Genomic DNA, 20,512 nt, shown 5'->3' with positions numbered 1-20,512 from the left:
CCGGTCTGGTCCCGCACGCCCCGCCGCGAGGTCGAGGAGACCACCTGGCCCCGGCTGATCGAGGCCAGGGCCGCGGCTGCACCCGGGTCCGTCGCGGTGGTGTGCGACGACGTGGCGCTCACCTACGGGGAGCTGAACGCGCAGGCCAACCGCCTCGCGCGGGCGCTGCGCAGGCGCGGGATCGGACCGGAGGACACCGTCGGCGTGGCCCTGCCACGCTCGGCCGAGCTGGTCGTGGGACTCGTGGGGGTGCTCAAGGCGGGAGCGGCGTTCCTCCCGCTCGACACCGACCACCCCGCCGACCGGCTCGGCTACATGCTCGACGACTCCGGCGCGCGGCTCGTCGTGACCGTGGCGGAGCTCGCGGACCTGCTCCCCGCGGGGAAGCGGCTCGTGCTCGACGACCCGGCCGTCGTCGCGGAGCTAGCCGCGGACGACCCGGCCGGCCTCGACGGCGACCGTGACACCAATGTGGGGCTCCATGGGGCCGCCTACGTGATCTACACGTCCGGCTCGACCGGGCGGCCGAAGGGAACGGTCGTCACGCACGAGGGCATCGGGAGCCTCGTCGCCACGGCGGTGGACCGGCTGGGCGTCGACGCGAGCAGCCGCGTCGCGCAGTTCGCCTCGGTGGGCTTCGACGTCGCGGTGTGGGACCTGACGATGTCGCTGTGCGTCGGCGGCACCGTGGTCGTCGTGCCGGCGCACCGCCGGACCGCGGGGCCCGAGCTCACCGAGTACCTGGTGGACCAGGGCGTCACGCACATGATCCTGCCGCCGTCGCTGGTGGCCGCGCTGCCTGCCGACGCCCGCCTGCCGGAGGGCGCGGTGCTGGTCGTCGGCACCGAGACCGTGCCGCCCGAGGTGATCACGCGGTGGGCCGGACCGCTGCGGGTGGTGACGGCCTACGGGCTCACCGAGGCCACCGTCAACTCGACGCTCTGGTCCGCCCCGCCGGGCGGCTGGACCGGGCCCGCCCCGATCGGCGTGCCCGACCCGAACACGCACGTCTACGTGCTCGACGAGGCCCTGCGCCCGGTGGAGATCGGCGTCGCGGGCGAGCTGTACGTCGCCGGGCGCGGGCTCGCCCGCGGCTACCTCGGCCGGCCCGCCCTCACCGCCACCCGCTTCGTCGCCGACCCCTTCGACGAGCCGGGCGCGCGGATGTACCGCACCGGCGACCGGGTGCGGTGGACCACGGACGGCCTGCTGGAGTTCCTCGGCCGTACGGACGCGCAGCTGAAGCTGCGGGGCCACCGCATCGAGCCGGGCGAGATCGAGGCGGCGCTCCTGGCGCTGCCCAGGGTCCGGCAGGCCGCGGTGGTCCTGCGGGAGGACCGGCCGGGTCGCAGGTTCCTCGCCGCCTACGTCGTCACGGACGCGGACGCGGCGGAACCGGCCGCGATCCGGGCGGCGCTCGCCACGACGCTCCCGGAGCACATGGTCCCCGCGGTCGTGGTCGCGCTGCCCGGCGGGCTGCCGCTCACCCCGAACGGCAAGATCGACCGCGCGGCGCTGCCCGCGCCCGAGATCCCGTCCGGCACCGGGCCGGGGCCGCGCACGGACGCCGAGCGTCACTGGTGCGGCCTCTTCGCGGCCGTGCTGGGCGTGGCCGCGGTCGGTGTCGAGGAGGACCTGCTCGAGCTCGGCGGCGACAGCATCACCGCCATGCGGCTGGCCGCGGCGGCGCGGGCGGACGGGCTGGCCGTGGGCGTGCGCGACGTGTTCCAGCGGCGCACCCCCGAGGCGCTCGCCGCGGCGTTCCCGGCTGTGACGACGGCGACGCCGGCGCAGTTGTCACAGCCGGCGACCGCGGCAGGCACGGGCCCGCTCGTGGCGCCCGAGCTCGCGGCGGAGATCGCGGCCCGACACGGGGTGGCACCCGAGTCCGTCTGGCCCGCCGCACCGCTGCAGGAGGGCCTCTACCTGCAGGCCGCCTTCGATGACGGCCTCGACGTCTACACCGCCCAGCACACCTTCGACCTCGACGCGCCCGTGGACGTCGCGCGGCTGCGCGCGGCCTGCGCGGTGCTGCTGCGCCGCCACCCGATCCTCGCCGCAGGCCTGGTCGGCACCGGGCAGGCGAGCCCGGTGCTGGTCGTGCGCCCCGACCCGGCGGTCGAGATCGACGAGGTGCTCCTCGACGGCGAGGACCCGGTCGCGGAGCTGGCCCTCCGTGTCGCGGAGCACCGGACCCGCCGGTTCGACCTGGCCACGCCGCCGCTGTTCCGGATCCTCGCGGCACAGCTGCCGGGCCGGGCCCGGCTCGTCCTCACCCAGCACCTCGCGGCGTGGGACGGCTGGTCGCAGCACGTCGTCGTCGAGGAGCTGTTCGCCCTCTACGCCGGGCGCGCGGCCGAGCTGCCGGCCCCGCCCGACCCGCTGGGCCACGCCCGCTGGCTCGCGGGCCGCGACCGCGACGCCGCCGTCGCCGCCTGGCGCGAGGCCCTCGCCGACCTGGACGGGCCCACGCTCGTCGGGCGCGGCGAGGCGGACGAGCGCCACGCACCGGGGGCCGTGCGCGCCACGATCCCGCCCGCCGCGCACGCCGCGCTGCGCGCGGCGGCCCGCGCCCGCGGCGTCACGGTGAACACGCTGCTCAACGTGGCGTGGGCGCTCACGCTGGGCTCGCTCGCGGGCCGCACGGACGTCGTGTTCGGCACGACGGTCGCCGGGCGCCCGCCCGAGCTCCAGGGCGCGGATCGCGCGGTCGGCATGTTCCTCAACACGGTGCCCGCGCGGGTGCGGATCGACCCGGCTCAGGGGGTCGGGGCGCTGCTCGACCGCGTCCAGGCCGACCGCGTCGGCCTGCTCGACCACGAGTACCTCGGTCTGGGCGACGTCCAGCGGGCGGCCGGGCACCGGCTGCTGTTCGACACGCTGTTCGTGCTGCAGACGTTCCCGATGCCCGACGAGGAGCGGCTCGCGGCGGACGGGGTCCGCTACGCCGACTACGCCGACTCGACGCACTACGCGCTCGTCCTGGTCGTGACGCCGGGCGAGGAGCTGGGGCTGACCCTGCAGCACCGGCCCTCCGCGGTGGACGCCGCAGCGGCCGCGGCGCTGCTCGACCGGTTCGTGCTGGCGGTCCAGCGGCTCGTCGAGGCGGTGGACGCCAGGGCGGACGTGCCCGTCGGCGCGCTCGACCTGCTTCCCCGACCCGAGCGCGCGGCGCTCGCGGCCGGCTGGGCCGCCGCCGTCCGGCCGGAGCCCGGGGTGCCCGTGGACGAGGTCCTGGACGGGCACGTCCGGGACCGTCCGGACGACCTCGCGCTGGTGTGCGGGGACGTCCGGTGGACCTTCGGCGAGCTGGGGGCGCGCATCGACCGGCTCGCCCGCGTGCTCGCCCGTGCGGGTGCCGGGCCCGAGAGCGTGGTCGCGCTGGCGTTGCCGCGTTCGCCGGAGCTGGTCGCCGCCCTGTTCGCCGTGCTGCGCACCGGAGCCGCCTACCTCCCGCTGGACCCGGAGCTGCCCGCGGAGCGGCTGGTCGACATGGTCGCCGATGCCCGTCCCGTGTGCGTGGTCGCCGCCGCGGGTGCGCCCGTGCCGCCGGGGCCGCCGGTGGTGCACCTCGACGCCCCCGCCGATCCCGGTCCCGTGCCGCCCGCCGCACGCCGCGCCGACCACCCCGCCTACCTGCTCTACACGTCCGGCTCGACGGGGCGGCCGAAGGGCGTGCTCGTCCCGCACCGCGGGCTCGCGAACATGCTCGCCCACCACACCGAGGCGATCTTCGACCGCGTGGCGGACGGTCGCAGGCTGCGGATCGCGCACACCACGGCGTTCTCGTTCGACATGTCCTGGGACGAGCTGCTCGGGCTGGTCGCGGGGCACGAGCTGCACCTGTGCGACGACGACCTGCGCCGCGACGCCCACCGGCTGGTCGCGTACTGCGCCGAGCACCGCATCGACGTCCTCGACGTCACCCCGACCTGGGCGCGCACGCTGATCGACGCGGGCCTGCTCTCCGGACCGCATCCGCCACGGCTGCTCATGCTCGGCGGGGAGGCCGTGCCCGGTTCCGTGTGGGCCGATCTGGCCGCCGCCCCGCACACCGCGGGCTGCAACCTCTACGGGCCCACCGAGTACACGATCAACGCCCTGGGCGCGGACCTCGCGGAGAGCCCCACCCCCACGATCGGGACCGCGGTGCACAACACCCGCGCCCACGTCCTGGACGCCGCGCTGCGCCCGGTTCCCGACGGCGCGCCCGGCGAGCTGTACGTGGCCGGCGCCGGGATCGCCCGCGGCTACCACGACCGGCCGGGCCTCACGGCCGAGCGGTTCGTCGCCGATCCGTTCGGCGAGCCCGGCGAGCGGATGTACCGCACCGGCGACCTGGTGCGCCGCCGCCCCGACGGGCTGCTCGACTACCTCGGCCGCACCGACGACCAGGTGAAGATCCGTGGCCACCGCGTGGAGCCGGGTGAGATCGTCGCCGCGCTGGAGACGCACCCGGCGGTCGGCCAGGCGGCGGTCCTCGTCGACGGGCGCCACCGGATCGCCCGGCTGGCCGCGTACGTCGTCCCGGCGGGCGAGGCGCCCGACCCCACCGAGCTGCGCGCCCACCTGGCAGGGCTGCTGCCGCCGCACATGATCCCGGCCGCGGTGACGGAGGTCGCCGCGCTGCCGCTGACCGTCAACGGCAAGCTCGACGTCGCCGCACTCCCCGCGCCGTCCTACGCGGGCGGCGGCAGCGGGCTCGCCCCGCGCACCCCGCGCGAGCAGCTCCTGTGCGCGCTCTTCGCCGAGGTCCTGGGGGCGGGCGCGGTCGGTGCCGACGACGACTTCTTCGAGCTCGGTGGGGACTCCGTCACGGCGATCGGGCTGGTCACGCGCGCCCGCGCGCACGGCCTCGCGCTCACCCCGCGGCTGGTGTTCGAGCGGCGCACCCCCGAGGCGCTCGCCGCCCGGTCGGGGGAGGCGACGGGCCCCGCGCGGCCGCCCGTGCGCCCGTTCGAGCTGGTCGATCTCGCGCCGGGGGAGCTGGACGCGCTGCGCGAGCGGTGCGGCGCCGTCGACGACGTCTGGCCGATGGCGCCGCTGCAGGCGGGGCTGTACTTCCAGGCCGTGTACGACAGGGGGCTCGACGGTGGCGTCGACGGGGCCCTCGACGTCTACACCGGGCAGAGCACGCTCACCTTCGACGGGCGGGCGGACGCGCAGCGGCTGCGCCGCGCCGCGGAGGACCTCCAGCGCCGCCACCCGACGCTGCGCTGCGCGTTCGTCGACCGGGGGGACGGCACGATCCGCCAGGTCGTGCGCACCCGGGTCGCGGATGGCACGGACACCGTCACCGTCCACGACCTGACCGGGTCCACCGACCCCGAGGGCGACGCGGCGGCGCTCGCGCTGCACGAGCGCACGCGGCGGTTCGACCTCGCCGATCCGCCACTGTTCCGGATCGCCCTCTTACGCCTGCCCGACGCGGACCGGCTGGTCGCGACCTACCACCTGCTCGCCTGGGACGGCTGGTCGCACGGCGTGGTGTTCGGCCAGCTGCTGCGCCGCTACGCCGACCCCGACGCGGCATTGCCGCCGGCCGGTTCCTACGCCGACCACCTGCGGCGGCTCGCCGAGCGCGACCCCGAGGACGCGCGGGCCGCGTGGCGCCGCGCCCTGGCCGGGCTGGACGGGCCCACGCTGGTGCGCCCGAGCGCGACCGGCTCCCGCGCGGAGATCCCGGGCAGGTGCACGCTGACCCTGACCCCGGCGGCGACGACCTCCGCGCTCGACCTCGCCCGCCGCTGCGGCGTCACGCTCAACACGGTGCTCAACGCGGCCTGGGCGATCGTCCTCGGCGGCCTCACCGGACGTGCCGAGGTCGTCTTCGGCACCACCGTCTCGGGCCGCCCGGCGGACCTGCCCGACGTCGAGCACGTGGTCGGGACGTTCCTCAACACCGTCCCCGCCCGGGTACGGACCGACCCCGCCGAGCCGGTCGGGGCGCTCCTGCGCCGGATCCAGGGCGAGCGGGTGGCGCTGCTGGACCACGACCAGCTCGGCCTCGGCGAGATCCAGCGGCTCGCGGGGCAGCCGGTCCTGTTCGACACCCTGTTCGTCCTGCAGAACTTCGCCGGGATCCCGGCCGACGCCCTCGCCGCCGCGGGTGCAGGCGGGTTCACCCACGTCGACGCCACCCACTACCCGCTCGTCGTGATCGCCACGCCGGGCGCCGAGCTGGGGTTGACGCTGGAGCACGACGCGACCACGTCCGAGGCCGAGGCGACGGCGCTGCTGGAGCGCCTGGCCGCGGTGATCGGATCGCTCGCGGGGGACCCGTCGCGCCCGCTCGGCCGGGTGGAGGTGCTCGCGCCGCGCGAGCGCGCCGCGTTCGCGGCGACCTGGGCCGATCCGCAGCCCCCGCCCGCCGCGACGGTCGCGGAGCTGCTCGCGGAGGCCGCGGCCCGCACGCCCGGTCCCGTCGCGCTCGTCCAGGGCGGCGAGCGGCTCACGTTCGCCGAGCTGGACGAGCGGGTGGACCGGATCGCCCGGCTGCTCGTCGCCAGGGGTGCGGGCCCCGAGCGGGTGGTGGCGCTCGCGCTGCCGCGCGGGCCGGACATGGTGGCGGCGCTGTTCGCGGTGCTCCGCACGGGTGCGGCCTACCTGCCGCTCGACCTGGAGCACCCGGCGCAGCGGCTCGCGCTGATGGTCGCCGACGCGACGCCGGTGTGCGTGCTCTCGGTCGCGGCGGCCGCGCCGCCCGGGCTGGACGCCCCGCTCGTCCTGCTCGACGCCGAGGAGCTGCAAGCGGCGGGCCCGTCGACCCACGCAGGGTTCGCCCCGGGCACCCCTGGGCGGCTGGAGCACCCGGCGTACGTGATCTACACGTCCGGCTCGACGGGGCGCCCGAAGGGCGTCGTCACCCCCTACCGGGGGCTGACGAACATGCTGGTGAACCACCGCGACGAGATCTTCGCGCCGGTCGTCGCCGCCGCGGGCGGGCGGCGGCTGCGGATCGCCCACACGGTGTCGTTCGCCTTCGACATGTCGTGGGAGGAGCTGCTCTGGCTCGTCGAGGGCCACGAGGTGCACGTCTGCGGCGAGGAGCTGCGCCGCGACGCGCGCAGGCTCGTCGCGTACTGCCGCGAGCACCGCATCGACGTCGTGAACGTCACCCCGACCTATGCCGGGGCGCTGATCGACGAGGGCCTGCTGGCGGGCGAGCACCGGCCCGTGCTGGTGCTGCTCGGCGGCGAAGCCGTCCCGGAGTCGGTGTGGACGGCGCTGATCGACGCCGGCGTGCCCGGCTACAACCTCTACGGCCCCACCGAGTACACGATCAACACCCTTGGCGGCGGCACCGCCGAGAGCCCGACCCCGACGGTCGGGCGACCGATCCGCGACACCCGCGCCTACGTCCTGGACGGCGCGCTGCGCCCCGTTCCGGACGGCGCGCCGGGCGAGCTCTACATCGCCGGGGCCGGGCTGGCCCGCGGCTACCACGACCGGCCGGGGCTCACCGCGGAGCGGTTCGTCGCGGACCCGTTCACGCCGGAGCCCGGCGGGCGGATGTACCGCACGGGCGACCTCGTCCGCCGCACCGCCGAGGGCCTGTACGACTTCCTCGGCCGCACCGACGACCAGGTCAAGATCCGCGGCTACCGGGTGGAGCCGGGCGAGGTCGCGGCCGCGGTGGAGGCGTGCGCGGGCGTGGCCAGGGCCGCGGTCGTCGTGCACGTCCACAACGGGCTGGCGCGGCTCGCGGCCTACGCCGTGCCCGAGCCGTCGGCCGACCGGACCGGGTTGCCCGGCGCGGTGCGCGAGCAGCTGCGGGTCACGGTGCCCGCCCACCTCGTGCCGTCGGCGGTGACGGTGGTCGACGACCTTCCGTTGACCGTCAACGGCAAGCTCGACACCGCGGCGCTGCCCGCGCCGGAGTACACCAGCGGGCGGGCCCACCGCCCGCCGCGCACCGACGCCGAAGCCACGCTGTGCGAGCTGTTCGCCGAGCTGCTCGGGGTCGCCCGGGTGGGGCTGGACGACGACTTCTTCGAGCTCGGCGGCGACAGCATCGTCTCGATCGCCCTGGTCGGCCGGGCGCGCCGGGCGGGGCTCGCGCTGAGCCCGCGGCTGGTGTTCGAGCAGCGCACGCCCGAGGCGCTCGCAGCCGTCGCGGGCAGTGCCGCTCCGACGGTGGCCGCCGACAGCGGCGTCGGCCGGGTCGAGCCGGTGCCGATCCTCGCCGGCCTGCGCGACGACGACGTGCCGATCGACGGCTTCTTCCAGTCGCTCACGGTGCGCACCCCGCGCGGCCTGACCGCCGCCGACGCCGCCGTGCTGGTGCAGGCCCTCCTGGACCGCCACGACCTGCTCCGCGCGCGGCTGGACCGCGCGGGCGGGTGGGCGCTGCACGTGCCGCCGCCCGGCGCGGTGGCGGCGGGAGCGGCGCTCACCACCGTCGAGGTGCCCGAGGGCGCGGACCTCGCCGCGATGATCACCGAGCACGAGGACCGGGCCGTCGCGCGACTCGACCCCGACGGCGGCGTGATGCTGCAGGCGGTGTTCCTCGACGCCGGGCCGGAACCCGGGCGGCTGGTGCTCGCCGCTCATCACATCGTCGTGGACGGCGTGTCGTGGCGGATCGTGCTCGCCGACCTGGCCGACGTGTGGCGCCGCCACCGCGCGGGGGAGCCCGCGGTGGCCGATCCCGTGCCGACGTCGTTCCGGACCTGGACCGCGGCGCTGCACGCCCAGGCGGACGGGGCCCGGCGCGGTGAGCTGGCCGCCTGGCGCGCCGTCCTCGCCGACGACGGCCGGCTCGCGCCGGTGGGCGATCGCCCGCTCGACCCGGAGCGCGACACGATCGGCGCGGCGCGCACCCTGGAGGTGACGGTCGGACCGGACGTCACGGGCCGGCTGCTCGGGCCGGTGCCGGCGGCGTTCCACGGCACCGTCAACGACGTGCTGCTCAGCGCGCTGGCGCTCGCACTCGGCCGCGACGACCGCACCGCGGTGCTCGTCGACCTCGAGGGCCACGGCCGCGAGGGCGACGCCGCCGGGGGCCTGGACCTGTCCCGCACGATCGGCTGGTTCACCACGATCGCACCGGTCCGGCTGGACCCGGGCCCGGTCGGCCGGGAGGAACTCCTGCGCGGCGGGCCCGCGACGGCCGGTGCCTGGAGGGAGGCGGTCAAGCGGGTGCGCTGCCAGGTCGCGGCCCGCCCGGACAACGGCATCGGCTACGGCGTGCTGCGCCATCTCGACAGCCATCTCGACCGCCATCTCGACCCGGACCTGGCCGCGGCCTGGAAGGACACCGCCACACCCGAGGTGCTGTTCAACTACCTCGGCCGCTTCGGCGGCGGCGACACCGCCGACCAGGACTGGGCCATCGCCCCCGAACGACCCGGGCTCGGGGAGCGGGCGGACCCGACCGCCGCGGTGGGCTACGCGCTGGAGATCAACGCCGCGGTGACCGACACCGCCGCCGGGCCCGTGCTCACCGCGACCTTCGCCTGGCCCGACGGGGTGCTCACGCACGAGCGCGCCGCGGCGGTCGCGCAGGACTGGCAGGCGGCGCTCGCCGCGCTGGCCGAGCACGCGCCGGGGCCGGGGGAGTGGGGCCGCTCGCCCGCGGACTTCCCCCTCGTCCCGCTCGCCCAGGAGGACGTCGACGCGCTCGAACGGCGCGTTCGTGGCCTCGTCGACGTCTGGCCGCTCACCCCGCTGCAGCAGGGGATGTACTTCCACTCCCGCTATCACGAGCACACCGCCGAGGACCCCGACGGCTACATCGTGCAGTACGTCGTGGAGCTGGCCGGTCCGCTGCCCGCGGACGGCCTGCGCGGCGCGCTCTCTGCGCTCACCGCCCGGCACGCCACGCTGCGCGCGTCGTTCCACGAGACCGGTGACGGCACGCTGGTGCAGGCCGTCGCCCGGAGCGTGGACGTCCGGCTGCGGGCCGTGGACGGGGGCGGCGCCGGCAGGGTCGACCCGTTGCTCGACCCGGTGCTCGACGTGGCCGCCGCCGAGCGCGCCACCGCGTTCGCGCTCGACACCGCGCCGCTCGTGCGTGCCGCGGTCGTGCGCGGGGAGGGTGAGCACACCCTCGTCCTCACGCTGCACCACCTCGTCGCGGACGGGTGGTCGCTGCCGCTGCTGTTCGACGAGCTCGTGGCGCTGGCCCGCGACCCGGGTGCGGCGCTCGCACCGGTCGCGCCCTACTCGGAGTACCTGCGCTGGCTCGGCCGCCAGGATCGCGACCGCACCCGCGGCGCGTGGCGGGAGGCGCTGTCCGGGCTCGCCGAGCCGACGCGGGTCGGGCTGGCGCTCCCGCAGGACGCACCGCCCGCGCCGCCGTCCGCGGTGACGGGGGTCGTCGACCGGGAGCTCACCGCGCGGGTCGCGGCCGTCGCCCGCGAGCGGGGGCTCACCCTGAACACAGTCGTGGCCGGGGCGTGGCTGCTCGCGGTCGGCGCCGTCACCGGTCGGACCGACGTCGTGACCGGGGCGGTCGTCTCCGGCCGGGACGCCGACGTGCCCGGGATCGACCGGCAGGTGGGCCTGTTCATCAACACGGTGCCGGTGCGGCTGTACTGGTCGCCGGGCGAGCCGGTCGACGCGGTCCTCGCCCGCCACCAGCGCGAGCAGGCGGCGCTGCTCGGCCACCAGTACCTGGGCCTCGCCGACGTCCGGGCCGAGGTCTCGGGCGCGGGCCGCGACGAGCTGTCCGACGTCCTGTTCGTCTTCGAGAACTTCCCCGCCACCGGAGACGACGAGCCGGGCGACGGCCTGCGCATCACCGGCGCGGGCGAGTCGGTCGAGGCCAGGACGCACTTCGCGGCGTCCCTGCAGGTCTTCCCCGCCGACGAGCTGACCCTGCGGCTGCAGTACGACGACCGCCGGGTCGATCCCGACCGGGCGCGGCGGCTGTACGACCTGTTCGTGTCGCTGCTGGGCCAGATCGCCGACGACGCATCGCGGCCGGTGGGGCGGCTCGCGATCCTGGGCGCCGCCGAACGGGCGGAGGTCACCGCGTCGTGGGACGCCGCGGCCCGCGCCGTGCCCGAGCTGGGCATCGCGGAGCTGCTCGCCGCGCGCGCGGCCACCTGCCCGGACCGGGTGGCGCTCGTGCAGGGCAGCGAGCGGCTCACCTTCGCCGAGCTGGACGAGCGGGTCGACCGGCTGGCCCGGTTCCTGGTCCGGCGTGGCGCGGGACCGGAGACCGTGGTCGGGCTCGCCCTGCCCCGGACCACGACGATGGTCGTCGCCCTGTTCGCGGTGCTGCGCACCGGCGCGGCCTACCTGCCGCTGGAGCTGGACAACCCACCGGAGCGGCTCACCGCGACCGTGGCCGACGCGGCACCGTCGTGCGTGCTCACGGTCGCGTCCGCGGCGGGGACGCTGCCGGTGCTGGACGCGCCCGTGGTCCTGCTGGACGACCCCGCGAACGAGTGGCCCGCGGACGGCCCGGTCACCCACCCCCGGTTCGCCCCCGGCATCCCGGGCCGGCTGGAGCATCCGGCGTACGTGATCTACACGTCCGGCTCGACGGGGCGCCCAAAGGGCGTCGTCACCCCCTACCGGGGGCTGACGAACATGTTGGTGAACCACCGCGACGAGATCTTCGCCCCGACGATCGCGGCCACCGGCGGGCGGGTCCTGCGGATCGCGCACACGGTGTCGTTCGCGTTCGACATGTCGTGGGAGGAGCTGCTCTGGCTCGTCGAGGGCCACGAGGTGCACGTCTGCGACGAGGAGCTGCGCCGCGACGCCGAGCGCCTCACCGCCTACTGCGCGCGCCACCGGATCGACGTCGTCAACGTCACCCCCACCTACGCCAGGGCCCTGCTGGATTCCGGGCTCCTCGCGGGGGAGCACCGGCCGCCGCTCGTGCTGCTCGGGGGCGAGGCCGTCCCGGACTCGGTGTGGGCGCAGCTGGCCGGGGCCGACGCCGTGGAGGGCTACAACCTCTACGGCCCGACCGAGTACACGATCAACGCCCTCGGCGCGGGGACGGCCGACAGCGCCACCCCGACCGTCGGGACGCCGGTGGCGAACACCCGCGCGTACGTGCTGGACGCCGCGCTGCGGCCGGTCCCCGAGGGGACGCCCGGCGAGCTGTACCTCGCGGGTGCCGGGCTCGCGCGGGGCTACCACGACCGGCCGGGGCTCACGGCGGAGCGGTTCGTCGCGGACCCGTTCGCACCGCGTCCCGGCGGGCGGATGTACCGCACGGGCGACCTCGTCGTGCGCCGCCCGGACGGGAACCTGGACTATCTCGGCCGCACCGACGACCAGGTGAAGATCCGTGGTCACCGGGTCGAGCCCGGGGAGATCGTGGCGACGATGGAGGGGCACGAGCGGGTCGCGCACGCGGCCGTGACCGTGCAGACCCACGGTGCCGCCCGCCACCTCGCGGGCTACCTCGTCCCGGCCGATCCTGGCGACCGGGTTGACCAGGGGGACGCGCTGCTCGGGTCGGTGCGGGCGCACCTGGCCGCGCACCTGCCCGCGCACATGGTCCCGACCACGCTCACGGTGCTGGACCGGCTGCCGCTCACCGTGAACGGCAAGCTCGACGTCCGCGCCCTGCCGGTGCCCGCCCTGACGACCGGGCGGTCGCACCGGCCGCCCGCGACCGAGGCCGAGGCCACGCTCTGCGCGCTGTTCGCCGAGGTCCTCGGCGCGGACGCGGTCGGGGCGGACGACGACTTCTTCGATCTCGGCGGCGACAGCATCTCCTCGATCGCCCTGGTCACCCGCGCGCGGCGGCACGGGCTGGCGCTGCGGCCCCGCGACGTCCGCCGGTTGCGCACGGTCGCCGCCCTGGCCGCCGCGGCGGCCACCGACGAGGCCGGGCCGACCCACGACCCGGGAGTCGGCGAGGTGCCGGCGACCCCGGTGATCGCCCGGTTCGCCGCGTTCACCGACCGGATCGGCGCGTTCCACCAGTCCGTGCCGGTGCAGGTCCCCGTCGGCGCGTCCGCGGCGGACCTGGAGACCGTCCTCCGGGCCCTGCTGGACCACCACGACGTCCTGCGCGCCCGGCTGGACCGGGCGGGCGGCTGGACGCTGCGGATCGACCCGCCCGGCGCGTACCCGGCCGGGCTCCTCACCCGGGTCGCCGTCGATCCGGGGACCGACCTCGCCGCCCTCGCTGACGCCCAGCAGGAGGCCGCGGCCGCCCGGCTCGACCCGGACCGCGGCGTGCTCGTCCAGGCGGTGCTGCTCGACCGGGGGCCGGACGTGCCGGGCGTGCTGCTGCTCGTCGCGCACCACCTCGTGGTGGACGGCGTCTCGTGGCGCATCCTGACCGACGACCTCGCCGAGGCGTGGGGACAGCTCGCGGCCGCACGGCCGGTGGACCTGGCGCCGGTCGCGACCTCGTTCCGGACATGGGCGAGGGCGCTCGCCGAGCTGGGCCGCACCGGCGCCCGGGGCGGGGAGCGGGCGCGCTGGGAGCGGGTGACCGCGGACGCCGTGCCACTGGCCCGCCGCCCGCTCGATCCGGCGCACGACACCGCGGGCACCGTCGTCGAGCGCACCCTGGTGCTCGGCGCCAAGTGGGCCGAGCCGCTGCTCACCCGGATCCCGGCCGCGCTCGACGCGCGGATCAACGACGTCCTGCTCGCCGCGCTCGGGGTGGCGCTGGCCCGGTGGCGCGAGCACACGGGGCGGCCGGACGGCGCGACCCTGGTCGACCTGGAGGGCCACGGCCGCGAGGAGCAGGTGGCCGGCGGGTCGTTCGACCTCACCCGCACCGTCGGCTGGTTCACCACGATCTTCCCGGTGCGGTTGGACGCAGCAGCGCGGGAGTGGGCGGACGTGACCCGTGGCGACCCGACCACGGTGCGGCGGCTGGTCGCGGAGGTCGGCGAGCAGCTCTGCGCGGTGCCCGACGGCGGCCTCGGCTACGGCGTGCTGCGCCATCTCGACCCGGCGGCGGGCCCCGTGCTGGCCGCGGGGGCCGACCCGGAGCTGCAGTTCAACTACCTCGGGCGATACGGGGCCGACGGCAGCGCCGGGGACTGGCGGACCCCGCCGGGCCTCGCGCCGCTCGGCGGTGGCCGCGGCGACGACATGCCCGCCGACCACGCGGTGGTCGCCGACGTGATGGCCGTCGACTCCGCCGACGGGCGCCCGGAGCTGCGGGCGTCGTGGGAGTGGCCCGCCGGCCTGTTCGACGGCGACCGCAGCGGCGGCGAGATCGTGCAGCTCGGCGAGCTGTGGTTCGAGGCCCTCCGCGGGATCGTGCGGGCGGTGCCGGCCGGGCCGGAGCGGGAATGACGGGCGCGACCACCGGCCCGCCCGCTGCCGTCCGCCGCGCCGCCGGCGGCCGGGAGGCGCGCGGCGTACACGTCACGCGGATGGGTGGCTACCCGGCCTGATCCATATCGCGTATCACGGTCGGTTGTGGGGGTCGCCGAGTGGCTGGTGATGGCACCGCACCTGCTGCTCGCAGCGGGCGGGGCCGCCGTGACGGCGTGGGCGTGGGCCGTCTCGCTGCGCCCGCCGGGCCGCGCGCACCCCGGTGCGCAGCCCGACGTCGACGAGCTCGCCTACCTCGCGGGTGGGCCGCGGCGGGTGGTCGAGGTGGCGGTGGCGCGGCTCGTCCGGTCCGGGGCGCTGGAGGTGCGTGCCAGGGCGCGCGTGCGGCCCCGCGATCCCGGCGGCGCGGCGGCTCGTCCGATCCGGGGTGGGGCGCCCGCGGACCCCGCCCGCGGCGCAGGCGCACCGCCGGACGTGCCGGTCCTCGACCGCCGCGTGCTGCACGACGCGGGCCGCGACGGCGCGATCGGCCGGATCCTCGCGGCGCACGCAGGCGACCCCGAGGTGGACGCCGCCCGCGACCGGCTCGCGGCGGCCGGCCTGGTGGGCGACCCGGCGGCGGCCGGGAACCGCCGCCGCGCGCGGCGCACTCTGGTGACGCTCACCGAAGTCTCCGCGGCGGCGGGGGCGCTCATGTTCGCGGGCCTCGTCATCGGGATCGCGCGCACGGGGACGTCACCGGTGTGGTTCGGGGTGCTGGGGGTGGCGGTCACCGTGACCGCCGGCCTCGGGGTGCTGGCCTGGGCCGTGGATCCGCACCCGCCACCGCGCTTCCGGACGGTGGCCGGGCTGCGCGCGCTGGCGGCGGCCCGCCGGGCGTCGACGTCGCGCGCCCAGGACCGGAGGGTGGCACTCGCCGGGCTGGGCGCCGAGGTGCCGCTCGGCTGGCGGGCGGGCTGGTGGCGGGCGCGGCACCTCCTGCGGCGGCTGGTCCCGGTGGCGGCCGTTGCCATGGTGATCGCCGTGACGGCGGAGGTGCTCCTCCTGGTGGCCCGGCTCTCGTGAGATCAGACGGCGGCCGGGGCCAGTGCCTGGGCGAGCAGCTCGTAGGACCGCACCCGGTCCGCGGGGTCGTGGGTGCCGGTGACGACCATCAGCTCGTCCGCCCCGGAGCGGCGCAGAAGTTCCTCGATCCGGGCCCGGACGGCCTGCGGCGACCCGATCACCTGGGCGTCGAACCGCTCGACGACGAAGCGGCGGTCCGCGCCGGTGTACGGGTACGCGCGCGCCTCATCCGGGCTGGGCAGCGGGCCCGGGCGGCCGCGGCGCAGCTGGAGGAAGGCGAGCGCGCCGGGCAACGCGAGACGCCGGGCGAGCCCGTCGTCGTCGGCGCAGAGGGCGGAGACCGCGAGCAGCACGCGGGGGCCGTCCAGCACCGCCGACGGCCGGAAGGACGTGCGGTACGCGTCGAGCGCCGGACCCATCGACTCGGGGCTGAAATGGTGCGCGAACCCGAACGGCAGCCCGCGCCGCCCGGCGAGCCGGGCGCTCTCCAGGCCGGAGCCCAGCAGCCACACCTCGGGACGGGCACCCTCGGCCGCGGTCGCGGGGACGGGTCCCGCGCCGGACAGGTAGGCGAGCAGCTCGTCGACGTCCTCGGTGAGCTCGGCGTCGGTGGGCGGGCGCTGCCCGCGCCGCAGCGCCCGCGCGACGACGGGATCGGCCCCCGGCGCGCGGCCGACGCCGAGATCGATCCGGCCCGGGTGCAGGGCGTCGAGCAGCCCGAACTGTTCCGCGACGACCAGCGGCTGGTGGTTGGGCAGCATGACCCCGCCCGAGCCCACGCGGATCGTCGTCGTCGCCGCGGCGACGTGCGCGACCAGGACCGGCGGCGAGCAGCAGACGTAGCCGCGGATGTGGTGCTCGGCCAGCCAGAACCGCCGGTAGCCGAGGCGTTCGGTGTGCCGGGCCAGCTCCGTGGTCGCGGCGAGCGCGTCCGCGGTGGTGGCGCCCGAGCTGACCTGGGCGATGTCGAGCACCGAGAGCGGGATCACCGACCCATCAGACCACGCGGCCCCGGGCAGGTCACACTGTGACTAGCGCGGACCAGCGCGGACCAGCGCGGACCAGCGCGGACCAGCGCGGACCAGCGCGCGTCACACCCCGGCGGTCGCCACGGCGTCGGCGAGCAGCTCGTAGGAGCGCAGCCGCTCCGGCCCGCCGTGCGCGCTCGTCACGACCATGAGCTCGTCCACGCCCGTGCGCTCGACCAGCGCGCGCACGCCCTCCCGGACCGTGTCCGGCGAGCCGACGACCTGGGCCGCGAGCCGGTCCTCGACGAACGCGCGCTCCTCGTCCGAGTACGGGTACGCCGCCGCGTCCGCCGGTGTCGGGACGACCCCCGGGCGTCCCAGCCGCAGCTGCAGGAACGACAGCGCTCCCGGCAGGGCGAGCCGCCGGGCCTCCTCGTCGGTGTCCGCGGCGAGGACGGCCGCGCCGATCATCGTGTATGGAGCGTCCAGGACGGGGGACGGGTGGAAGCGCTCGCGGTAGAGGGCGAGCGCAGCCTCGGTGTTCTCGGTGCCGCGCCCGCCCGCGAAGTGGTGGGCGAACGCGAACGGCAGCCCGAGCAGGCCTGCGACCTGCGCCGAGTACCCGGACGAGCCGAGCAGCCAGAACGCGGGCGTGTTCCCCTCGGCGGGGATCGCGCGCACCGGGCCGTCCCCGGCGAAGTAGGCGCGCAGCTCGAGGAGCTGCTCCGGGAAGTCGTCGGCGCCGAGCACGTCCGTGCCGCGGCGCAGCGCCCGGGCCGTCCGCGGATCGGTGCCGGGGGCGCGGCCGATGCCGAGGTCGATCCGCCCGGGATGCAGCGCCTCCAGCGTCCCGAACTGCTCCGCGATGACCAGCGGCTGGTGGTTGGGCAGCATGACCCCGCCCGAGCCGACCCGGATCGTGGACGTGGAGGCGGCGAGGTGCGCGATCAGGACCGGTGGCGACGAGCTGCCCACACCGGGCATCCCGTGGTGCTCGGCGACCCAGTAGCGGCGGTAGCCGAGTTCCTCGGCACGCCGCGCGAGCGCCGTCGAGGCGGCGAGCGCGGTGGTGGCGGAGACGCCGGAGCCGATGGGGACGAGGTCGAGCACGGAGAGGGGGACCACGCCGGTGGCAACGCCGTGGTGGGGGCGAGGCTTCCCGCGAACGGCCCGAACGGGCAAGCCGCCGCGCGCGAACGGCCCGAACGGGCAAGCCGCCGCGCGCGAACGGCCCGAACGGGCAAGCCGCCGCGCGCGAACGGCCCGTACGGGAAATAGGTCCTCCCGTACGTGCCGTTCGCGAGGCGGATCGGCGCCCACCCCCGACGCCCGTCCGGTGGAACCGGGCCTCCCAGGTTCCGCCGGGCGCCGCGACGCCGTTCAATGCGGGGACGGGGTGACGCCGTTCACTGCGGAGACGGGGTAGCGCGCCCGCGTACCCCCGGACCCGGCGAGGAGGCCGGCATGTGCGAGGCGACGACCGACGGGACCGGGGTGGCCCAGGCCGTCCCGCGCGAGGCCACGGGGACCGCGGTCGACCCGATCGAGCTGGAGCCCGTGGACGAGGTCCTGGTCACGACGCTGGTCGACAACGTCTACGACGCCCTCCTGCCGGGCGAGGACCGGGCGCGGCGGGCCCCGTTCACGGTGGGGACGGCGGCGGCACCGCAGTTCGACGGCGGGCGGACCGCGGTGGGGCTGGTCGCCGAGCACGGATTCGCCGCGCTCGTCACCGTCCGCCGCGGGACGGGCACCACCTCCACGACCACCTCGGTGCTGTTCGACACCGGCCTCTCGCCCGACGCGATGATCACGAACGCCGACCGGCTCGGCGTGGACCTGACGCAGGTCCAGGGCGTGGTGCTCAGCCACGGCCACTTCGACCACGCCGGCGGCATCGCCGGGCTCGCCCGGCGGCTGGGGCAGCGCCGGATGCCGATGGTCGTGCACCCGCACGCGTGGACGCGCAGGCGGCTCGCCGTGAGCGGCCGGGAACCGGACGAGCTGCCCACGCTCAGCCCGCGGGCCCTGGCCGGCGAGGGGTTCGAGCTGGTCGAGCGGCGGGAGCCGTCGCTGCTCGTCGACGGGTGTGTGCTGGTCACCGGGGAGGTCGACCGGACCACCGAGTTCGAGCGCGGGATGCCGCCCGCGCACGAGGCCTGGACGGGCGGCAGCTGGCGCCACGACCCGCTGGTGATCGACGACCAGGCGCTGGTCGTGCACGTTCGGGGGCGTGGCCTGGTGGTGGTGACCGGGTGCGGGCACGCGGGGGCGGTGAACATCGTCCGCCACGCGCTGCGGCTGACCGGGGTGCGCCGGCTGCACGCGCTGCTCGGCGGACTGCACCTCGGCGGGCCGGCGTTCGAGCCGGTGATCCCGCCGACGGTGGCTGCGCTGACCGAGCTCGCCCCGGCCCTCGTCGTCCCCGGGCACTGCACCGGCTGGCGCGCCCAGCACGCGCTCGCCGCGGCCCTGCCCGAGGCCTGGGTCCAGGGCAGCAGCGGCACCACCTTCCGGCTCGTCGCCTGAGGACCGTCCGCCCCGGAGCCTGAGGCTTACCGCGCGGAACCCGCTCGACAACGGCCTCTAGCATCGGAGTTTCTCAGTCAACTCCAGGAGGTCCGCCGTGTCCGCGCCCGCATCCCGTCCCTCGCCCGCACCTCTCCCGGTGCCGGCCGGGACGACTGCCGGTGCCGCCGTGCGCGAGGCGGGCCTGCCGACCAGCGGGCCGTCCACCGTCGTCGTGGTGCGCGACGCGGACGGGCAGCTGCGCGACCTCGCCTGGGCGCCCGAGGTGGACGTCGAGGTCGAGCCGGTCGCCGCGGACACCGAGGACGGCCGCTCGGTCATCCGCCACTCGGCGGCGCACGTCCTCGCGCAGGCGGTCCAGCAGCTGTACCCGGAGGCCAAGCTCGGTATCGGCCCGCCGATCACCGACGGCTTCTACTACGACTTCGACGTCGAGCGCCCCTTCACCCCCGACGACCTGAAGAAGATCGAGTCGGCGATGAAGAAGATCGTCAAGTCGGGGCAGCGGTTCTCCCGGCGCCGGTTCGACTCGCTGGACGACGCCCGCAAGGAGCTGGCCGACGAGCCGTACAAGCTGGAGCTCATCGACCTCAAGGGCGAGCCGGACCCGGACGTCATGGAGGTGGACGCCTCCGGCGAGCTCACCATCTACGACAACGTGCACGCCCACACCGGCGAGACCGTGTGGAGCGACCTGTGCCGGGGCCCGCACCTGCCCACCACCCGGTTCATCCCGGCCTTCAGGCTGATGCGCACCGCCGCGGCGTACTGGCGGGGCAGCGAGCACAACCCGCAGCTGCAGCGCATCTACGGCACCGCGTGGGAGAGCCAGGAGCAGCTCGACGCGTACCTGCACCGCCTCGCCGAGGCCGAGCGCCGCGACCACCGCCGCCTCGGCGCGGAGCTGGACCTGTTCAGCTTCCCGGACGAGATCGGTTCGGGGCTCGCGGTGTTCCACCCCAAGGGCGGGGTGGTCCGCAAGGAGCTGGAGGACTACTCGCGCCGCCGCCACGAGGAGGCGGGCTACGAGTTCGTCAACACCCCGCACATCACCAAGGGGCACCTGTTCGAGACCTCCGGGCACCTGGCCTGGTACGCCGAGGGCATGTACCCGCCCATGCATCTCGACGCGGAGCTGAACGCTGACGGCACCGTCCGCAAGCCGGGGCAGGACTACTACCTCAAGCCGATGAACTGCCCGATGCACAACCTGATCTACCGGTCGCGCGGGCGGTCCTACCGTGAGCTGCCGCTGCGGCTGTTCGAGTTCGGCACCGTCTACCGGTACGAGAAGTCCGGGGTGGTCCACGGGCTCACCCGCGCCCGCGGCTTCACCCAGGACGACGCGCACATCTACTGCACCCTCGACCAGATGCAGGGCGAGATCCGGTCGCTGCTGCAGTTCGTGCTGGACCTGCTGCGCGACTACGGCCTCGACGACTTCTACCTGGAGCTGTCCACCCGCGACCCGGAGAAGTCCATCGGCAACGACGAGGACTGGGAGCGGGCCACCGAGGCACTCCGCAGTGCCGCGCATGCCTCGGGGCTCGACCTGGTGCTGGACCCGGGTGGCGCCGCGTTCTACGCGCCCAAGATCTCCGTGCAGGCGAAGGACGCGATCGGGCGCTCGTGGCAGATGTCGACCATCCAGGTCGACCTCATGCTCCCGGACCGCTTCGAGCTGGAGTACACCGCGCCGGACGGCTCCCGGCAGCGGCCGGTGATGATCCACCGGG

The 20,512-nt window shown here is 76.4% G+C and carries 5 protein-coding genes and 1 pseudogene; 4 read left to right on the top strand and 2 right to left on the bottom strand.

Annotated features, from left to right (window positions below; genetic code table 11):
- Positions 1 to 15: 15 nt before the first annotated feature.
- Both AB7J25_RS19480 and AB7J25_RS19475 read left to right on the top strand, forming a co-directional pair.
- Positions 16 to 14,232, top strand: a pseudogene (locus AB7J25_RS19480) (amino acid adenylation domain-containing protein); the annotation flags it as partial.
- Positions 14,233 to 14,358: 126 nt separating this feature from the next.
- Positions 14,359 to 15,279: a TIGR04222 domain-containing membrane protein gene (locus AB7J25_RS19475; RefSeq protein ID WP_428511004.1), complete on the top strand. Its 921-nt coding sequence runs from the start codon at positions 14,359 to 14,361 to the stop codon at positions 15,277 to 15,279.
- A 2-nt stretch (positions 15,280 to 15,281) separates the two neighbouring features.
- On the opposite strand, the gene AB7J25_RS19470 is transcribed toward AB7J25_RS19475, so the two are convergent.
- Both AB7J25_RS19470 and AB7J25_RS19465 read right to left on the bottom strand, forming a co-directional pair.
- Positions 15,282 to 16,268 (bottom strand): LLM class flavin-dependent oxidoreductase, encoded by a 987-nt coding sequence (locus tag AB7J25_RS19470; protein ID WP_428511003.1) that lies wholly within the window; start codon positions 16,266 to 16,268, stop codon positions 15,282 to 15,284.
- Between the two features lie 102 nt (positions 16,269 to 16,370).
- Entirely contained in the window at positions 16,371 to 17,372 is a 1,002-nt protein-coding gene (locus AB7J25_RS19465; protein WP_428511002.1) for an LLM class flavin-dependent oxidoreductase, read from the bottom strand.
- A 339-nt stretch (positions 17,373 to 17,711) separates the two neighbouring features.
- Between AB7J25_RS19465 and AB7J25_RS19460 the strand changes: the two genes are divergently transcribed.
- Both AB7J25_RS19460 and thrS read left to right on the top strand, forming a co-directional pair.
- On the top strand, positions 17,712 to 18,776 hold the full coding sequence (locus AB7J25_RS19460) for an MBL fold metallo-hydrolase (RefSeq protein ID WP_428511001.1): 1,065 nt from the start codon (positions 17,712 to 17,714) through the stop codon (positions 18,774 to 18,776).
- 97 nt (positions 18,777 to 18,873) lie between these two features.
- A partial coding sequence (thrS, locus tag AB7J25_RS19455; RefSeq protein WP_428511000.1) for a threonine--tRNA ligase occupies positions 18,874 to 20,512 on the top strand: 1,639 nt, incomplete at its 3' end.

Origin of the sequence: Pseudonocardia sp., from assembly GCF_050246655.1 — a bacterium.
Classification (GTDB): Bacteria; Actinomycetota; Actinomycetes; order Mycobacteriales; family Pseudonocardiaceae; genus Pseudonocardia.
Note: the sequence above shows the minus strand (reverse complement) of the source record. Positions and strands in the feature narration are given on the sequence as shown.

Bases quoted from the DNA above. Each gene is read 5' to 3' on its own strand.
- AB7J25_RS19460 (WP_428511001.1), top strand. From the start codon at position 17,712: ATGTGCGAGGCGACGACCGACGGGACCGGGGTGGCCCAGGCCGTCCCG.